The sequence below is a fragment of the Corynebacterium pilbarense genome (assembly GCF_026930265.1).
Classification (GTDB): domain Bacteria; phylum Actinomycetota; class Actinomycetes; order Mycobacteriales; family Mycobacteriaceae; genus Corynebacterium; species Corynebacterium pilbarense.
Window position 1 is genome coordinate 57,228 of sequence record NZ_JANRML010000003.1, and the last position, 17,076, is coordinate 74,303.

The window sequence follows — 17,076 nt, forward strand, 5'->3', positions numbered from 1 at the left end:
CAATACTAGCGCCGCTGCCAGCAGTGCTTGTGCCAGTGCCGCCGGTCGTCCGCGCCGCGTCCGGTATCGCGCGGCCACGCCACCACATGCGCCACCCCGGGCGGGATGTTCTGGTTGCAGCCCGGGCAGATGTAGTACTTCGTCGCGGCCGCCGAGCCGATCTGGCGCACCTTGAAGATCTCCCCGTTGGTCCAGCTCGGCCCCTCCATCTCCTGCGTACCGATGAACGTGGAGCCATCTTTGGGCAGCACGTAGCGCGGCGCCTGGTTCCGGCGACGGTTCCTGCGCGGCATCAGAACAGGCGCAGCTCCGCGGACTCGATGCCGCGCAGCTCGTCGTAGTCCAGGGTCACGCACTCGAAGCCGCGGTCGCCCGCGAGCGTGCGCGCCTGCGGCTTGATCTCCTGCGCCGCGAAAACGCCGCGCACCGGGCGCAGCAGCTCGTCGCGGTTGAGCAGCTCCACGTAGCGGCTGAGCTGCTCCACGCCGTCGATGCCGCCGCGGCGCTTGACCTCCACCGCAAGCGTGCCGCCTTGCGGGTCGCGCGCCAGGATGTCCACCGGACCGATCGCAGTCGGGTACTCGCGGCGCACCAAGGTGACGCCGTCTCCGAGCGTGGTGATGTGCTCCGCTAGAAGCTCCTGCAGGTGCGATTCCACGCCGTCCTTAACCAAGCCGGGGTCCTGCCCAAGCTCCTTCGTCTCGTCCAACAGCACCTCGGAGATAGTGATGCGCAACTGCTCGCCCTTTGGATTCTCCACGATCCACAGCTCTTCACCGGTGTCCTCGCCGTCGACGTCCACCACCTGCTCCACACGGGTGGTGCACGGCGGCGTCATCCAGTTCAACGGCTTGTAGGCGCGGTCATCCGCGTGGATGGACACCGAACCGTCCGCCTTGAGCAAGATCAGGCGCTTCGCTTCCGGCAGGTGCGCATCCAGGCGGCCGACGTAATCCACAGAGCAACGGGCTATGACAAGACGCATGCCTGTCAGGGTACAGCCGGGCTTAGCGCTCGTTTGCATCGCGCTGCGCCGACTCGCGCTGCGCGCGTTGGGCCAGCGAATGCACGTCGATACGCTCCTTGCGCACATCCGGGGCCGCCTCCACCCACGACACCAGCCCCATCTCAGTGTGGCGGTCTGCAGCGAACTCGAAGTCCCCCTGCGGTCCAGAAAAGCGAAGGACGTGACCGATCTCAGGCATGAACTCTCGTTCACCCTCGGTCACGTCCCTGAAGCCCTCGAACTCCACACCGCGGCGATCCAGCTCCACATCGTGGTGGAACGTCAGAGATCGGAGCTTGAAAAACAGCAGCCGCTCCCCGTCGTAGCGCAGCACCCCGTGGCGCCAGCCGTGGATGCCCTGCGCCGGCAGCTCACGCATCATGGCGCGTGCGCCGGAGTTGCGCACCATTGCGAAGCGCCACGCAGCCGCCGCGGCGAGGACAGCCAGGACAAGCGCTGCGATACCCGCCACGACCACCATCCCGGCCCAACCTCCTCGACTCCGCTGGATAGACATTTGCCTGTGATCATATCGCACAAATGCGAAACACCCCCTCCCGGTTTCCCAGGAAGGGGTGCATTCGTGGCGGTCGGCGTTTATGCCTTCCAGACCAGTTACTGGTTCAAGCGGCGAACCGCGGCGAGCTCCGCCTCGGAGCGAGCCTTGACAACGCGATCTTCGTCGTGGAGGTGCGACTCCGCGTCGGCGGTGTCGACCTCGGAGGCGAAAACGGCGTAGTCGGCCAGGATGGTCACCTTCTCGCCCACAACGGACAGGAAGCCACCCTGGACGGCGGCTACGATGCGCTCGCCGTCGGTCGGGCGGATGGTCACCACACCGTTGTCCTTGAGCTGGCCAAGGATCGGCTCGTGGCCAGGAAGGATGCCGATCTCACCCTCCGTGGTCTGGGCGGTGACAATGCTTGCCTGGCCTTTCCAGAGCATGCGGTCAACCGCGACCAGTTGAGCGGTAAGTTCAGCCATGTTCTACCCTCCTACGCCTGCAGCTTCTTGTACGCAGCCTCGACGTCGTCCAGACCGCCGAGACCGTTGAAGGCCTGCTCCGGGTAGTGGTCGAACTCGCCCTCGCAGATACGGTCGAACGCGTCGATCGTCTCCTCGAGCGGGACGTAGGAGCCCTCGTCGCCGGTGAACTTCTTCGCCACGAAGAAGTTCTGGCCCAGGAAGCGCTGGAGCTTACGTGCGCGCTGCACGGTGATCTTGTCTTCCTCGGACAGCTCGTCCATACCGAGAATGGCGATGATGTCCTGCAGCTCCTTGTTCTTCTGCAGAATACCGATCACCCGCTGAGCGACCGCGTAGTGGCGCTCGCCGACGATGCCCGGCTCGAGAATACGGGACGTGGAGGTCAGCGGATCCACGGCCGGGTAGATGCCCTTCGACGCGATCGAACGGGAAAGCTCGGTGGTCGCATCGAGGTGAGCGAAGGTGGTGGCCGGAGCCGGGTCGGTGTAGTCGTCCGCCGGCACGTAGACGGCCTGCAGCGACGTAATCGAACGGCCCTTGGTCGAGGTAATGCGCTCCTGGAGCACACCCATCTCGTCGGCCAGGGTCGGCTGGTAACCCACAGCGGAAGGCATGCGGCCCAGCAGGGTCGACACCTCGGAGCCCGCCTGGGTGAAGCGGAAGATGTTGTCGATGAACAGCAGCACGTCCTGGTTCTGCACATCGCGGAAGTACTCCGCCATGGTCAGGCCGGACAGGGCCACGCGCATACGGACCCCCGGCGGCTCATCCATCTGGCCGAAGACAAGCGCGGTATCCTGCAGCACGCCCATATCCTCCATCTCGAGGAACAGGTCGGTGCCCTCACGGGTGCGCTCGCCCACGCCGGCGAAGACCGAGGTACCGGAGAACTCGCGTGCAATACGCGTAATCATCTCCTGGATCAGCACGGTCTTGCCCACGCCAGCGCCGCCGAACAGGCCGATCTTGCCGCCCTTGACGTACGGGGTGAGCAGGTCGATGACCTTAATACCGGTCTCCAGGATCTCGGTCTTACCCTCGAGGTCCTTGAATGCCGGCGGCTCGCGGTGGATGCCCCAGCGCTCGCCGGTCTCGCCCACCGACGGGTCGTCCAGGCACTGGCCGAGCGCGTTGAACACGTGGCCCTTCACCTGGTCGCCTACCGGCACGGAGATCGGGTTGCCGGAGTCCGCCACCTTGGCACCGCGGACAAGTCCGTCGGTCGGCGCCATGGCGATGGTGCGCACGAGGTTGTCGCCCAGGAACTGGGCGACCTCGAGCACGATCGTGCGGGACATGTCGCCGAGGTCGATGTCGACCTCGAGCGCGTTGTACAGAGCGGGCAGCTCGCCACGCGGGAACTCCACGTCGACGACTGCGCCAATGACGCGAACGACACGGCCGTTCTCAGAACCGCGCGGGTTCTGAGTGTTCTCGACCTGAGCCGGGGCGGTGTCGGTCTCAGAAGCCGCACCCGCCAGCTCGTCGTTGCGCTCATCAAAAGAGTGAGCAGTAGTCATGATTTAGTCACTTTCTCCACTACCGGACAGCGCGCCAGCGCCGCCGATAATCTCGGTGATTTCCTGGGTGATCTTTGCCTGACGGGCTTGGTTAGCTTCACGGGACAGGTCGTTAGCCAGCTCCGTAGCGTTGTCCGTCGCGTTCTTCATAGCCGTACGGCGCGATGCCGACTCCGCTGCAGCGGACTCCAGGAAGATCGAGTAGAGCAACCTGGAGACGTACACCGGGAGCAGCTCTTCCATCAGCGTGTCAGCATCGGGCTCGAAGTTCATGTCCGGGCGCACGTCGCCGGAAGTAGTCAGCATGTCCTGCTGCTCATACTTGAACTCCTCCAGCACCGGCTCAATCGGCAGGAGCTGGGTGACTCGAGCCTCCTGCGACAGCATGGAGACGAACTCGGTGTAGACAACGTGCACGACATCGAAGCCGCGCACGGTGCCACCTTCGGCACCGTCGACACGCAGTGGCACCGAGGACTCGGAGCCTGCCATGTAGCCGTCGATGATCTGGTGGCGCACGCCGTGGGTGTCATCCCACGACGGCTGCTGCGAGAACCCGGTCCAAGAACCTTGAACGTCCATGTCGCGGAACTTGAAGTGCGTGACACCCTTGTTGCCGGTGACGTAGCGGACTACCTCGTACCCGGCATCGGTGAGCATGCGCTCCAGCTGCGCCGCCTTCTTCAGGACGTTGTGGTTGTAACCGCCGGCCATACCGCGGTCAGAGGTGACCACGAGGATTGCCGCGACCCGGCCGTTCTCACGCTCATGGAGCATGGGGTGGGCCAGGGAGCTCGCGGACGCGAGGCGTTCCATGACGTCTTTCAGCTCGTCGGCGTACGGCTTAGCCGCCTCGACGCGCTGCTGGGCCTTGGTGATCTGCGCGGTGGCGATCAGTTCCTGGGCCTTCGTGATCTTCTTCGTTGAGTTGACGGACCTGATGCGGTCGCGCAATTCGCGAAGCGTTGCCATGGTGTTTCCTCCCTTCCTTTAAGTAGTTGTCCTAGTCGCGATTCACGCGGCCTAGGAGCGGCTGACGTTGAGCTGGTTCTTGGCTACCTGCTTGGAGTCGAGCGGCTCTGCCTCGGCCTCGCGGACGATGCGCTCGCCGGAGGAAGCCTGGAAGTTGCGTGCCAGGTCCTCGTTGACGCGCAGGATCGCGGCCTTCGAGTCGTCGTCAAGCTGCTTACCGCCCGCAATCTGGTCGTAGACCTGCGGAGCGTTGGCGCGGATGGACTCGTGCAGCTCTGCCTCGTAGCGGCGGACGTCCTCGACGGGAACGACGTCGAAAACGCCCTCGTTTGCGGACCAGATCGAGATGATCTGGTACTCGACGGGCTGCGGCGCGTGCTCGGACTGCTTCAGCAGCTCCACCAGACGCTGGCCGCGCTCGAGCTGCTTCTTGGAAGCTGCGTCGAGGTCGGACGCGAAGGCCGCGAAGGCCTCCAGGTCGCGGTATGCGGCGAGGTCCAGACGGAGGTTACCGGCAACCTTCTTCATGCCCTTGGTCTGCGCGGCGCCACCAACACGGGACACGGAGATACCCACGTCGATAGCCGGGCGCACGCCCTGGTTGAAGAGGTCGGACTGCAGGAAGACCTGGCCGTCGGTAATCGAGATGACGTTGGTCGGAATGAAGGCGCCCACGTCGTTCGCCTTCGTCTCGATGATCGGCAGTGCGGTCAGGGAGCCTGCGCCGAGCTCGTCGTTAAGCTTGGCGGCACGCTCCAGCAGGCGGGAGTGCAGGTAGAACACGTCGCCCGGGTATGCCTCGCGGCCCGGCGGGCGGCGCAGCAGCAGGGAGATCGCACGGTATGCCTCAGCCTGCTTGGTCAGGTCATCGTAGATCACCAGGACGTGCTTGCCCTGGTACATCCAGTGCTGGCCCAGGGCTGCACCGGAGAACGGTGCGAGCCACTTGAAGCCAGCGGAGTCGGATGCCGGAGCCGCCACGATGGTGGTGTACTCCAGCGCACCGGCCTCCTCCAGAGTCTGGCGCACACCAGCAATGGTGGAGCCCTTCTGGCCGACGGCGACGTAGATGCAGCGCACCTGCTTCGACGGGTCACCGGTCTCCCAGAATTCCTTCTGGTTGAGGATGGTGTCGATGCAGACTGCGGTCTTGCCGGTCTTGCGGTCGCCAATGATGAGCTGGCGCTGGCCGCGGCCGATCGGGGTCATGGCGTCGATCGCCTTCATGCCAGTCTGCAGCGGCTCCTCGACCGGCTGGCGGTCGAGAACGCCTGCGGCCTGGAGCTCCAGGGCGCGCTCTTCGTTGGACTCGATGGGGCCCAGGCCGTCGATCGGCTGGCCCAGGGGGTTAATCACGCGGCCGAGGAAGTTCTCGCCGACCGGGATCGAGAGAACCTCGCCCGTTCGCTTGACTTCGTCGCCCTCGGAAAGGGTCTCAAAATTACCCAGCACCACGACACCGATGGAGTCGGTCTCGAGGTTCTGTGCGACGCCAATGACGCCGTTCGGGAACTCGAGCAGCTCATTCGTCATGCAACCTGGCAGCCCGGAAACCTGGGCAATACCATCTGCAGCCGAAGTCACCACGCCGACCTCCTCACGGGAGGCCTCCGCGGAGTAGCTCGAGGTGTAGTTCGCTATCGCGCTACGGATCTCATCGGAGGAGATCGTCAGCTCCGCCATGTTCTTCCTGCTCTCGGTAGTTTCTTCCAGCATGTTGTTTTCTATTTGGCCGCCTGGGCTGCCATGTCGGTGCGAAGGCGGTTAATCTTCCCGCGCGTCGAACCGTCGATGACCTCATCTCCCACACGGACAACCATTCCGCCGAGGAGGCTGGGGTCAACCTCAGAGTGGATGGCCATCTCGCGACCGTAAATCTGCTCCAGCTTGCGGGCCAGTGCATCGCGCTGGGTGTCGCTGAGTGCCTCAGCGGCCTTCACGCGTGCGACAGCCTTGCCACGCAGCTCCGCGACGCCTGCGGCCAGCTCGGCCAAGTCGTCGACGGGGTTGTGGTGGGGGCGGCCGATAACCTGCAATGCCAGTGCCTCGGTGAACATCGTCACCTTGCCGTAAATCACGCTAGCCAACAGTCCGCGCTTCTGCGCCGGGGTCGCGGTGCGGTCGGAGAGCAGCTGGGTCAGCTCCTTCTCCCCTTCGAGCAGCGTGGAGAGCTGGTACAGCTCGTTTTCCACCTGCTCCAGCTGGCCCTGTTCCTTGGCACCCAGCTCCAGCGCGCGACGGCCGAGGTTGACCAGACCAGCGCGGAACTCGCGCGGGGTCGACCACTCCTGCTGCGCTGCAGCGGTGAGGATGTTCAAGGTGGGCTCCGCAACCTTGTTACCGAAGACGTCGCGGATGATGCCCTCGCGCTGCGAGGAATCCAGCGACGTGTCGGCCACGGCGATACGCAGTGCGCGCTCGGTGTCGAGCTGGTCCACGGTGAGGAACAGCTCGGTACCGATCTGCGCAGCCACGGCGACGGAATTGTCGGCGTTCCGGATCAGCTCTTCGAGCTTGCCCGTAACGTGCGACTGTGCTTCGCGACTAGCTGCCTTCATCTCGCCTACTTCCTCGTCGACACGTGGTCGAGCTCGCTTAAGAACTCGTCGATCGTGTTCGAGCGGCGGGTCGAATCCGACAGCTCGGTGCCCAGCAGACGCTCAGCCAGCGAGATGGAGTTCTGGCCCATCTCGTTGCGCAGCTCAGCGACAACCTCCTCGCGGGAGGCCTGCAGCTGCTTCTCGCCGGAGGCGATGATGCGGCGGGCCTCTTCCTCGGCGCGGGCACGAGACTCAGCCTCGATTTCCTTGCCGCGGGTGCGGGCGGCTTCACGGATTTCAGCGGCCTCGTGGCGCGCCTCCGCAAGCTCGGCGTTGTTCTTCTCCAGGGCAGCCTTGGCTTCCTTTTGGGCGACCTCAGCACGCTCGATGCCACCCTTGATTCGGTCTTCGCGCTCCGCCAGCACTTCCTGGAACTTCGGAATGACGTACTTCGCAAAAAGTAGGCCGACGATGATGAAAACGACAAGAGACCAAACCACGTCGTAGCCGGCCGGCAGAAGAATGGAAGGTTCATTCTCCCCCGGCAGCTTCTCGCTGGCCTCTGCAGCAGCGAGGAATGCAGTGACGTTAGTCATTGGTTGCTCCTGATCTAAAAAATGTACGGGTTACTGGTTCGCGTTTTTTAGAACAGGAAGCCGGCGACGAGGCCGATCAGGGCAAGCGCCTCAACGAAGGCGATACCCAGGAACATGGTGGTGCGCAGCTGGCCAGCCATCTCCGGCTGGCGAGCCATGCCCTCGACGGTCTTGCCGACGAGCATGCCGATGCCGATGCCCGGGCCGATGGTTGCAAGGCCGTAGCCGATGGTGCCGAGACCCTCGTAGCGGTTCACGGTCTCCGCTGCCTGAGCAAGAATGATGTCGTTCATGTGAAAGTCGTTCCCTTTCTAAGTGCTCTCCCGCGGGTTGCGGGTGAGCGAGTGACAGATTGTGGGGTTATTCAGTTGGCCGTGTGGTCGCGCTTTGTTAATGCGCATCCGCGTGCAGCGACAGCTCGATGTACACCGCAGTCAGCAGAGCGAAGATGTACGCCTGCAGGAAGATGATGATCAACTCGTATGCGGTGAACAGCAGTGCTGCGATGAGGGTCAGGCCACTCACTGCCGTCCATGCGTTCAGCTGCCAGAAGAAGAAGTTCGTGGCGGAGTACAGCAGGACGAGAATGATGTGACCAGCCAGGAAGTTCGCCATAAGACGAAGAGCCAGGGTGACCGGACGCAGAATAAACGTCGAGAAGAACTCGATCGGCACCACCAGAAGGTGGAGCAGCGGCGGAAGGCCGGGAATCACGGTCGAGTGCTTGAAGAATGCGATGCCGTAGCGCTTCACGCCGGCGTAGATCATCGCGATGTAGGCCGCAACCGCCATGACGATCGGCATGCCGATACGTGCGTTAGGCGAGATGTTCAGGCCCGGGATGATCGTTGCGACGTTCATGAACAGCGTGGTGAAGAAGATGGTGCACAGCAGCGGCAGGAACCGCTTGCCGTCCTTCTTCCCCAGCGTGTCCTCCGCGATGTTGACGCGGACGAAATCGACACCGATCTCGGCGACATTCTGCAGCCCCTTAGGAACCAGCTTCGGGTTCCGGAAGGCAATAACAAAGAGGAGCACCAAAACCGCCGCCATGAAGAGGCGGACGAGCATGATGCGATCGAGTGCGAACCACCCATTAGCGAAGTCTTCGCCAATGAGCTGGCCGTACGTCTGCCCCGGGAAAAATTCTGGACCAAGCGAAGGTGCGTGGAATTCACCCTTCATGGCCAAAGTTGTAACGCTCAGCGTTCTCTCCCGTTCTCGGGCCGCGCTCCGATACGCTCGGCGCGCGGTGCGATGGACGTCTTCAACAAAGACTGCCTCCGCGGCGGACTCCGTCGCACATCTGCTTCCGCGGGGGCAGGGGATGTCGTTCTTCTGCCGGTTTCCCCTGCTTACGAGGGTTAATATCGACTCGGAACAAACCCAGCGGTAATCCTAACAGGCCATCCGCGCAAAGTAGGTTTTACCTGTGCGATTGTCCCCCCGACGCACCACCCCGGACCCCCAAAACCAGCAACTGCGCTGCTACAACGTGTTTTCGAGGGGCTGTTAGGTCTGTCACAGGCCGCGCCTACCCCTAATCCAGGTAGGTAGTGCGGGTGGTGATCAAACCCCATGTTTCGGCCCCCAAGGCCACAACTAGAGCGGCCATAGTGGTGATGCCGAACGCCTGGTGGTCGTAGAAGTCGTAACCCCGGATCCACAGGAAAAACAGCACCAGCACGCCCATCTTGAGCAGCCAGCCGCCGAGCACGATTGCCATGGTCGCGTTCGGAGAGGAGTTCGAGGTGGCAAGCACGGTGACCGCCGTCAGCAGCACGAAGCTCCCGCCAACGGCCACGCCCATCAGCGCGGCCCATATGCCGGGCAGGTCGCGCGCTGCGCCCCACCCCATAAGGGCAACCACGGTCAGCACCACGAGCGCCCAGCTCCCCACCTTCAGGGCGCGCACAAGGGGCTTGCGGTGGTCGGACATGGCATTAGCGTCGTTGACTTCAAGCGGTTTCACGGTGGTTCATCCTACCTGCCGGGCCAATTTTCCCCTTGGCCAAGGGCACCAGCGTGAGCAAGAACGCAACCAATAGCGCCGCCACGCTTAGCGACGCCGCGACCTTGAACGGCACCACGGAGAAACTCACCGCACCAAGGGCCACCGCGGAAACCCACATGTAGAGCACCAGCACGGTGCGCCGGTGGGTGTGCCCCAGCCGCAGCAGGCGGTGGTGGATGTGCCCGGCGTCCGCGGCGAACGGGCTCTGCCCCCTCGCGGTGCGGCGGATCACCGCCCACGCTAAGTCCAGCACCGGCAGGGCGATCGCTGCTAGCACCACGATGATCGGGCTGACCAGCGCGACTAGGTCGGCCGCGCCGTAGAGGGACATGTTGATCTTGCCCGAAGCAGAAATGGACGCAGCTGCGAGCAACAGCCCGATCAGCATCGCCCCGGAGTCGCCCATGAAGATGCGCGCCGGCTCGAAGTTGTGAGGCAAAAACCCGGCGCAGATGCCCACCAGGATCGCGCAGATGATCGCCGGTGGGTATGCGGAGACTGCCCCACCCTGGTCGTGCAGCACCGCCAGCGAGTAGATCAGGATCGCGGACCCCGCGATCATGCCCAGGCCCGCGGCGAGCCCGTCGATGCCGTCGACAAAGTTCACGGCGTTGATCAGCAGCACCGTAAACAGCGCGCTCAAGACCATGCCCTGGACTTGGTCCAGAATGAGCGTGGTGCCCTCCCCGAACGGCACATAAAACACGGTAAAGACGATGCCCAGAGCCGTCATGATCACCGCGGCCGCAAACTGGCCGATCAGCTTGGTCAACGCGCTCAGCTCATACAGGTCGTCCACCACACCGACGAGCACGATGGCGAGCCCGCCCACCAGCACCGCGGTCATCTCCGGCGTCACAGGTGCGAACCCGCGGGTCAGCGCGGGCAGCTGCTGTGCGAGCGCGTAGGCGGCTAAGAACCCGGTGAACATGGCCAGCCCGCCTAACGACGGGGTCGGCTGCGTATGCACGTCGCGCTGGCGGATCTCAGCCACTCTGCCCGTACGCACGAGCATGGACCGCACCGGCCCGGTGGCCAGGTACGTGACTGCGGCCGCCACGAGCAGGACAAGGCCCAGCTCACGCAGCGGAACACCGGAGGCGTTCATCGGCGGCTACTTCCTCCGCAAGCTCTCTGGGTCAAGCCCTAAGACCTGACCAATGCGTTCGGCGGAAATCGCCCCCTCGCGCAGAATCCGTGGCGCGGGGCCAGAAAGATCAATGATCGTGGAGGGCTCCCCGATTTCCGCGGTGCCTCCGTCGAGGTAAATCGGCACCGCGTCGCCGAACTGCTGGCGCGCCTCGGTGGCGGTGGTCGCCGGCGGGTTGCCGGAGATGTTCGCAGACGACACCGCCATCGGCCCGGTCTCCTGCAGAAGCTGGAGCGCCAGCGGCTGGTTCGGCATGCGCAACAGCACGGTGCCGCGCGTGTCGCCGAGATTCCACGGCAGGCTGGGTGCCTCAGGCACGACGATGGACAGCCCACCCGGCCAAAATGCCTCCACCAACGTCTTCGCGGTCTCCGTGAACTCGCGCACGAGTCCCTGGATGGTCACCCAGGAGCCCACGAGCACCGGCACCGGCATGTCCGGCCCGCGGCGCTTGGTGGCCAAGAGCGTGTCCACGGCGTCGTTGTTGAAGGCGTCGCAGCCGATGCCGTAGACGGTGTCCGTCGGCAGCACCACGCAGCGGCCAGCCCGGACGGCGTCGGCGGCCGCGCGTACACCTTCGATGCGCTTTTGCGGGTCGAGGCAGTTGTACGTTTCCCTCAATGTTCGCTCCTTGGCCGTCGGGCAGTTACCGGGCTAGCTTACTCGCCGTGACAAACCGGGCCCGCCCAGTCATGTCCTCCAGCGCGCGCACATCCGCAAAACCGCCGGCGCGCAGCTCATCCTGCGCAGCCTCGGAGGTCGTGTCGTCGTGCTCGATGCCCACAACTCCCCCATCTTTGAGCATTTGCTTGACGACGGGCACGATCCCGCGAATCGCAGCCATCCCATCAGCGCCCGAAAAGACCGCCTCGTGCGGGTCCGCGTAAACCTCCTGCTGCAGCTCCGGCGTTTCCGGGACATATGGCGGGTTGGACACGACAACGTCCGCGCGGATCCCGGCGAGCAGCTGCGGGTCGGTCATGTCGCCCGCCACCACGTTGACCTGGGGCGCGAGCGTATCGACGTTGCGCCGCAGGTAGGCACGCGCGGCCTCCGACCGCTCCACCGCGTACACCGTCGCGTCCGGCCTGGCCCGGGCGATCGCAATGGCCAAAGCTCCGGTGCCGGAGCCGAGGTCGACGACGGTGGGGGCCGAAGGTGCGTCGATAAGCTTGTGCACCGCCCACTCGGCGAGGATCTCGGTTTCGGGCCTGGGGATGAACACGCCGGGGCCGACGGCGAGGTCGACGCCGTAAAACGGCGCGGTGCCGATGATGTGCTGCAGCGGCTCGCGCTTGGTGCGGCGGGCGACGAGTTCGGAGTAGCGCTGCCCGAAATCCGCCGGCACATCGGCGAACATCAGCTGCATCGGCGCGACGCCGAGCACGTGCGCGGCGAGCAGGCGCGCGTCCACCTCCGGAGAGTCGACGCCCGCCTTCCGGAGGGCATTCACCGCTTCCGGGATGAACGAGCGGACGCTACTCGGCTTCAAGTCGCTCCTGGCGCTCGTGCGTCTGCAGCGCCGTGATCAGGTCGTCCATGTTGCCGTCGAGCACCGAGTCCAGGTTGTTGGACTTGTAGTTGATGCGGTGGTCCGAAATGCGGTTCTCCGGCCAGTTGTAGGTGCGGATGCGCTCGGAGCGGTCCATAGTGCGCACCTGGGATGCGCGGCCCTCGGCCTCCTCGGCCTCGAGCTTCTCGCGCTCCAGCTGCTCCAGGCGGGCCTGCAGCACCTGCATGGCGCGGGCGCGGTTCTGAATCTGGGAACGCTCGTTCTGGCAGGTCACCACAATGCCGGTGGGCAGGTGGGTGATGCGCACGGCCGAGTCGGTCGTGTTCACGCCCTGGCCGCCCTTGCCGGAGGAGCGGTACACGTCGACGCGGATGTCCTTGTCGTCGATGTTGACGCTCTCAATCTCGTCGGCCTCCGGGAAGACGTAGACACCTGCGGCCGAAGTCTGGATGCGGCCCTGGGACTCCGTGACGGGCACGCGCTGCACACGGTGCACTCCGCCCTCGAACTTCAGCTTGGACCAGGCGCCGTCGCGCGAGGGGTTCTTGGCCTTGACAGCAACAGTCATGTCCTTCACGCCGCCCAGGTCAGACTCGGCGACGTCGAGCACCTCCCAGGTCAGGGCATGCTTCTCGCAGTACTTCTGGTACATGCGCGCAAGGTCGCCGGCGAACAGCGCAGCCTCCTCGCCGCCGGCGCCGGCCTTGAGCTCCATGATGATGTCGTCGCCGTCGTGCTCGTCGCGCGGGGCGAGCAGGTCGGCCAGCTCCTCCTCCAGGCGGACAATCTCGCCCTCAAGGCGCTTGGCCTCCTCGGCGAACTCCTTGTCCTCGTTGGCCATCTCGGCCGCGGCCTCGTGGTCCTCCTGCGCCTGGGTCAGGTCGTTGTAGACGTTGATGATCGGCTGCAGCTCCGCGTAGCGCTTTGACAGCTTGCGGAACTGGTCCTGGTCGCCCGCGACCTCCGGGTCGCCCATCTGGGCCTGGATGCCCTGGTATTCGGCGACGTAGTCGTCGACAAGCGAAACCTGCGATTTCTCTGCCATTAGGAGTAATCCTCCTCGTCGTTTTCCGTCTGCGCCATCGGTGCAGAGTTGGCCACGCCGATCAGGAACTCGCCGTTGGTCTTCGTCTTCTTCAGCTGCTTAATCAGCATGTCAATAGACTGCTGCGGATCCAGCGCGGAGAGGATACGGCGCAGCTTGTGCATCACGCGGGCCTCCTCCGGGCTCATCAGCAGCTCGTCCTTGCGGGTGCCGGAGGGGTTGACGTCCACAGCCGGGAACACGCGACGCTCCGCGATCTTGCGGTCCAGCTTCAGCTCGGCGTTGCCGGTGCCCTTGAACTCCTCGAAGATCACGGTGTCGCCAGCCGAGCCGGTCTCCACCATCGCGGTGGCGATGATCGTCAGCGAACCGCCCTCCTCGATGTTGCGGGCAGCGCCCAGGAAGCGCTTCGGCGGGTACAGCGCGTTGGAATCCACACCACCGGAGAGGATGCGGCCGGACGCCGGCGAGGAGTTGTTGTAGGCACGGCCCAGGCGGGTGATGGAATCCAGCAGGACCACCACGTCCTGGCCCATTTCCACCAGGCGCTTCGCACGCTCGATGGCAAGCTCGGCCACAGCGGTGTGCTCTGACGGCGGACGGTCGAACGTGGAAGCAATGACCTCGCCGTTGACGCTGCGCTGCATGTCCGTGACTTCCTCCGGACGCTCATCCACCAGCACCACCATGAGGTAGCACTCCGGGTTGTTGGTGGCGATCGCGTTGGCGATGTTCTGCAGGATCGTCGTCTTACCGGCCTTCGGCGGGGAGACGATCAGCGCGCGCTGGCCTTTACCAATCGGCATGACCAGGTCGATCACGCGGGTGGTGAGGATCTTCGGCTCAGTTTCCAGGCGCAGACGGCGGTTCGGGTACAGCGGAGTGAGCTTGTGGAACTCCTTGCGGCCCTTCGCCGCCTCCGTGGTCTGGCCGTTGATGGAATCGACCCGCACAACCTGGTTGTAGCTGCGACGGTTACGGCCGTTGCCCTGCGAGTGGGACTGCCCGTTCGCGCGGACCTGACCCGTCACCGCGTCTCCGGAGCGCAGGCCCGACTGGCGCACGAGCTTCTGCGGCACATAGACGTCCGCGTTGGACTGGCGGTAGCCGGTTGTGCGGATGAACGCCGACCCGTTGTCCTGCACGTCCGCGATACCGGCGACCTCCTGCAGGTCCTCCGGGTTGAAGTTCTGGTTGTCGTTGTTGCCGTTGTTTCCGCCGCCGTGGTTGTGGTCCCGGTTGCGGTTACGGTTACGGCGCCCGCGACGGCCGCGGCGACCCCCGCCGTGGTGGTCGTCGTTGTTGCCGCCGTGGTTGCCGTGGTTGTTGCGGCCGCCCCGGTCGTTGCCACGGTCGTTGTTGCCGTGGTTCTGCTCGTGGTCGCCCTCGGCGTTGTTATCACGGTTATCACGGTTGTCGCCGCCCTGCTGCTCGTCGTGCTGCGAGCGTGCGCGGTTGCGGCGGGCGCGACGTGCGGCGGAGCGCGATGCCCCGCGGGACTCGTCGTCATCGCTAGGCTGCTGCTTCTCGGCCTGGCTCGGCTTCTCGGCCTTCTCCGCCGGCGCTGCCTTCTCCGCTGGCGCAGCCTTCTCGGCGGCGGCCTTGCGCGGCACCTGCCCGGTGACGATGGCCTGGATGAGTTCCCCCTTGCGGAGCCCGGAGATCCCCTTAAGTCCCTTTTCGGCGGCGAGCTTTCGCAGCTCCGGAATCTTCATTGCGGCGAGGTCGGCCGCGGTGCCGGTTTCGGTCACGTGTGTCCTTTCGTCGCTAAGCCAGCTGCTTAATCGCGCAGATATTCGCGTTTGCATGCACCGGTAGCGGTCGTGTGCGGTCTTACGGATCTCGCGGGCCCGGGGAAACGTTCCTCCCGGTAGCGCCGCCAGCACCCTCAACCGGAGAAGTTCCGGGACGGGTGCAATTCGCACGATCCACGCAGAAGTGTAGCGCATAGAAGGCCCTGCGCTAATCAGGCCCGCGCTAACATGGCCTGCATGCTTTCAACGATGCAGGAGGTGCCGTTCTCCGTCGCGAGGATTTTGGAGTTCGGCACCACCGCCCACGCCAACACAAAGTGCACGACGTGGCGCGCATCCGGCGCGGAGGAAACCACGTTCGCCGAGATTGGCGCGCGCGCCGCGGCCTTCGCGCATGCTCTGCACAACGACCTGGGCATCGACGGCGACCAGCGCGTGTCCACGCTGCTGTACAACTGCGCGGAGCACATCGAGGTGATGTTCGCCGTCGCCGCGAAGGGCGCGGTGTTCAATCCGCTAAACGTGCAGCTCATGGCGGATCAGATCGCGTACGTTGTCAACCACTCCGAGTCCGAAGTCGTGGTCGCGGACCCGCGGCTGGCAAAGAAGCTGGGCACAATTTTGCAGGACTGCCCGAGCGTGCGCGCGGTGGCGTTTACGGGCGTCGAACCGCTTGACGACGCAGCTTCGCACCTCCCTGACGCAGTCAAGGTATACAGCTACGAGCAGCTTCTCGACGGCCGACCGACGTCCTACCCGTGGCCCGAACTGCCCGAAAACACCGCGGCCGCGCTGGTGTACTCCACCGCCACCACCGGCGCACCGAAGGGCGTGGCCTATTCGCACCGCTCCCTGTGGCTGGAGGCGACGGGCCTGCGCGCCACCGACTCGTTGGCCGTGACCCACGGTGAGACGTTTTTGTGCTGCATCCCCATCTACCACGTGCTCAGCTGGGGCGTGCCGCTCGCCGCGTTTTTGGCTGGCACGCCGCTGGTGCTGCCGGATTCGGACATGTCCGCCCCCACCTTGGCCAAGCTCATCGCGGGCACCCACCCGCGCGTCGCCCACGGGGTGCCCACCCTGTGGATCCAGCTGATGGTGCACTACCTGCACAACCCGCCCGAACGCATGAGCCTGCAGGAGATTTTCGTCGGCGGCTCGCCGGCCCCGCCCGCCCTGATCAAGATGTGGGAGGAGCGCTACGGCGTGGACGTGGTGCACGTGTGGGGTATGACGGAGACTTCCACCGTCGGTACCGTCGCCAGGCCGCCGTCGGGCTCGTCCGGCGAGGCCCGCTGGGCCTACCGCATCTCCCAGGGCCGTTTCGCCCCCACCCTGCAATACCGCGTGGTTAACGACGGCCAGGTCATGGCCCCCACCGACCTCACCCAGGGCGAAATCCAGGTGCGGGGCAACATGGTCGCCGCCAGCTACTACCACTCGCCCACCCAGGAGCCCGGCGAGATCGCCTCGCGCTTCCGCGGCGAAGACGTCGACGACGTGCGCGATCACTTCACTGCCGACGGCTGGCTGCGCACCGGCGACGTGGGCACCGTAACCAATGCCGGCTTCCTCACCCTCTACGACCGCGCCCGCGACGTCATCCGCTCCGGCGGTGAGTGGATCTACTCCGCCCAGGTGGAAAACCTGATCATGGAGTCAGAAGAGGTCATCGAGTGCGCCGTCATCGGCATCCCCGACAACAAGTGGGGTGAACGGCCGCTGGCAGTGACCAAGCTGACCGCGGAGGTGGCCCCCACCGCAGAGACCGCCGCGCGCCTGCGAGCCGGGCTCGCCGACGTGCTGCCGAAGTGGATGGCGCCCGAGTACTGGACTTTCGTCGACACCATCGACAAGACGTCCGTGGGCAAGTTCGACAAAAAGGACCTGCGCAAGCACCTCGCCCGGGACGAGTTCGACATCATCGCCTTGCCCGGCCCGGGCAGCCGGCCGAAGGCGACGTCGTAAAGCACACCGCT

General features: G+C 64.9%; 18 protein-coding genes. 1 reads left to right on the plus strand and 17 read right to left on the minus strand.

The genetic code is table 11. From position 1 onward, the window contains the following. Positions 1-5: 5 nt before the first annotated feature. The 17 genes from NUW87_RS03845 to rho form a co-directional block, all read right to left on the minus strand. A complete protein-coding gene (locus tag NUW87_RS03845; protein WP_063937385.1) occupies positions 6-293 on the minus strand; it encodes an Rv1322 family protein in 288 nt (95 codons plus the stop codon). Continuing rightward, positions 293-985 carry an endonuclease NucS gene (gene nucS / locus NUW87_RS03850; protein ID WP_239219459.1) on the minus strand — a complete coding sequence of 231 codons (693 nt, stop codon included), beginning with the start codon at positions 983-985 and terminating at the stop codon, positions 293-295. The genes NUW87_RS03845 and nucS overlap by 1 nt, the downstream gene beginning before the upstream one ends. A 22-nt stretch (positions 986-1,007) precedes the next feature. Next, positions 1,008-1,523: a DUF2550 domain-containing protein gene (locus NUW87_RS03855; protein ID WP_269027274.1), complete on the minus strand. Its 516-nt coding sequence runs from the start codon at positions 1,521-1,523 to the stop codon at positions 1,008-1,010. A gap of 98 nt (positions 1,524-1,621) precedes the next feature. Continuing rightward, positions 1,622-1,990 carry a F0F1 ATP synthase subunit epsilon gene (locus tag NUW87_RS03860; protein WP_239219456.1) on the minus strand — a complete coding sequence of 123 codons (369 nt, stop codon included), beginning with the start codon at positions 1,988-1,990 and terminating at the stop codon, positions 1,622-1,624. Positions 1,991-2,001: 11 nt separating this feature from the next. Further along, entirely contained in the window at positions 2,002-3,513 is a 1,512-nt protein-coding gene (gene atpD, locus NUW87_RS03865) for a F0F1 ATP synthase subunit beta (RefSeq protein WP_269027275.1), read from the minus strand. Between the two features lie 3 nt (positions 3,514-3,516). Continuing rightward, complete coding sequence (locus tag NUW87_RS03870; protein WP_239219445.1) at positions 3,517-4,485, minus strand: F0F1 ATP synthase subunit gamma; 969 nt, start codon at positions 4,483-4,485, stop codon at positions 3,517-3,519. 51 nt (positions 4,486-4,536) lie between these two features. Then, complete coding sequence (gene atpA / locus NUW87_RS03875) at positions 4,537-6,201, minus strand: F0F1 ATP synthase subunit alpha (protein ID WP_269027276.1); 1,665 nt, start codon at positions 6,199-6,201, stop codon at positions 4,537-4,539. An 8-nt stretch (positions 6,202-6,209) separates the two neighbouring features. Further along, entirely contained in the window at positions 6,210-7,043 is an 834-nt protein-coding gene (locus NUW87_RS03880) for a F0F1 ATP synthase subunit delta (protein ID WP_239219441.1), read from the minus strand. Positions 7,044-7,048: 5 nt separating this feature from the next. Next, entirely contained in the window at positions 7,049-7,621 is a 573-nt protein-coding gene (locus tag NUW87_RS03885) for a F0F1 ATP synthase subunit B (RefSeq protein WP_034999813.1), read from the minus strand. A 47-nt stretch (positions 7,622-7,668) separates the two neighbouring features. Beyond that, positions 7,669-7,914: an ATP synthase F0 subunit C gene (locus NUW87_RS03890; protein WP_034999811.1), complete on the minus strand. Its 246-nt coding sequence runs from the start codon at positions 7,912-7,914 to the stop codon at positions 7,669-7,671. 97 nt (positions 7,915-8,011) lie between these two features. Next, positions 8,012-8,806: a F0F1 ATP synthase subunit A gene (gene atpB, locus NUW87_RS03895; RefSeq protein ID WP_269027277.1), complete on the minus strand. Its 795-nt coding sequence runs from the start codon at positions 8,804-8,806 to the stop codon at positions 8,012-8,014. Between the two features lie 355 nt (positions 8,807-9,161). Further along, a complete protein-coding gene (locus tag NUW87_RS03900) occupies positions 9,162-9,560 on the minus strand; it encodes a Cg1360 family ATP-synthase-associated protein (protein WP_239219486.1) in 399 nt (132 codons plus the stop codon). Positions 9,561-9,579: 19 nt separating this feature from the next. Next, positions 9,580-10,743, minus strand: a complete 1,164-nt coding sequence (locus NUW87_RS03905; RefSeq protein ID WP_269027278.1) for an MraY family glycosyltransferase — start codon at positions 10,741-10,743, stop codon at positions 9,580-9,582. A gap of 6 nt (positions 10,744-10,749) precedes the next feature. Then, positions 10,750-11,406: an L-threonylcarbamoyladenylate synthase gene (locus tag NUW87_RS03910; protein WP_239219437.1), complete on the minus strand. Its 657-nt coding sequence runs from the start codon at positions 11,404-11,406 to the stop codon at positions 10,750-10,752. A gap of 25 nt (positions 11,407-11,431) precedes the next feature. Then, positions 11,432-12,277: a peptide chain release factor N(5)-glutamine methyltransferase gene (gene prmC / locus NUW87_RS03915; RefSeq protein ID WP_269027279.1), complete on the minus strand. Its 846-nt coding sequence runs from the start codon at positions 12,275-12,277 to the stop codon at positions 11,432-11,434. Next, positions 12,264-13,343: a peptide chain release factor 1 gene (gene prfA, locus NUW87_RS03920; protein WP_269027280.1), complete on the minus strand. Its 1,080-nt coding sequence runs from the start codon at positions 13,341-13,343 to the stop codon at positions 12,264-12,266. The genes prmC and prfA overlap by 14 nt, the downstream gene beginning before the upstream one ends. Continuing rightward, positions 13,343-15,151, minus strand: coding sequence for a transcription termination factor Rho (gene rho / locus NUW87_RS03925; protein WP_272508658.1), 1,809 nt, complete (start codon positions 15,149-15,151; stop codon positions 13,343-13,345). The genes prfA and rho overlap by 1 nt, the downstream gene beginning before the upstream one ends. 183 nt (positions 15,152-15,334) lie before the next feature. Here rho and NUW87_RS03930 point away from each other — a divergent pair, with 183 nt between their 5' ends. Further along, positions 15,335-17,065, plus strand: a complete 1,731-nt coding sequence (locus NUW87_RS03930; protein ID WP_269027282.1) for a long-chain fatty-acid--CoA ligase — start codon at positions 15,335-15,337, stop codon at positions 17,063-17,065. The last annotated feature ends 11 nt before the right edge of the window (positions 17,066-17,076 follow it).

What these genes read in the sequence shown, in the direction of transcription:
- NUW87_RS03845 (WP_063937385.1), bottom strand. Translation starts at nt 293, where the DNA reads ATGCCGCGCAGGAACCGTCGCCGGAACCAGGCGCCGCGCTACGTGCTG.
- prfA (WP_269027280.1), bottom strand. Translation starts at nt 13,343, where the DNA reads ATGGCAGAGAAATCGCAGGTTTCGCTTGTCGACGACTACGTCGCCGAA.
- atpA (WP_269027276.1), bottom strand. Translation starts at nt 6,201, where the DNA reads ATGCTGGAAGAAACTACCGAGAGCAGGAAGAACATGGCGGAGCTGACG.
- NUW87_RS03880 (WP_239219441.1), bottom strand. Translation starts at nt 7,043, where the DNA reads ATGAAGGCAGCTAGTCGCGAAGCACAGTCGCACGTTACGGGCAAGCTC.
- NUW87_RS03890 (WP_034999811.1), bottom strand. Translation starts at nt 7,914, where the DNA reads ATGAACGACATCATTCTTGCTCAGGCAGCGGAGACCGTGAACCGCTAC.
- rho (WP_272508658.1), bottom strand. Translation starts at nt 15,151, where the DNA reads ATGCAAACGCGAATATCTGCGCGATTAAGCAGCTGGCTTAGCGACGAA.
- nucS (WP_239219459.1), bottom strand. Translation starts at nt 985, where the DNA reads ATGCGTCTTGTCATAGCCCGTTGCTCTGTGGATTACGTCGGCCGCCTG.
- NUW87_RS03905 (WP_269027278.1), bottom strand. Translation starts at nt 10,743, where the DNA reads ATGAACGCCTCCGGTGTTCCGCTGCGTGAGCTGGGCCTTGTCCTGCTC.
- NUW87_RS03900 (WP_239219486.1), bottom strand. Translation starts at nt 9,560, where the DNA reads ATGTCCGACCACCGCAAGCCCCTTGTGCGCGCCCTGAAGGTGGGGAGC.
- NUW87_RS03860 (WP_239219456.1), bottom strand. Translation starts at nt 1,990, where the DNA reads ATGGCTGAACTTACCGCTCAACTGGTCGCGGTTGACCGCATGCTCTGG.
- NUW87_RS03870 (WP_239219445.1), bottom strand. Translation starts at nt 4,485, where the DNA reads ATGGCAACGCTTCGCGAATTGCGCGACCGCATCAGGTCCGTCAACTCA.
- NUW87_RS03855 (WP_269027274.1), bottom strand. Translation starts at nt 1,523, where the DNA reads ATGTCTATCCAGCGGAGTCGAGGAGGTTGGGCCGGGATGGTGGTCGTG.
- atpD (WP_269027275.1), bottom strand. Translation starts at nt 3,513, where the DNA reads ATGACTACTGCTCACTCTTTTGATGAGCGCAACGACGAGCTGGCGGGT.
- NUW87_RS03930 (WP_269027282.1), top strand. Translation starts at nt 15,335, where the DNA reads ATGCTTTCAACGATGCAGGAGGTGCCGTTCTCCGTCGCGAGGATTTTG.
- atpB (WP_269027277.1), bottom strand. Translation starts at nt 8,806, where the DNA reads ATGAAGGGTGAATTCCACGCACCTTCGCTTGGTCCAGAATTTTTCCCG.
- NUW87_RS03885 (WP_034999813.1), bottom strand. Translation starts at nt 7,621, where the DNA reads ATGACTAACGTCACTGCATTCCTCGCTGCTGCAGAGGCCAGCGAGAAG.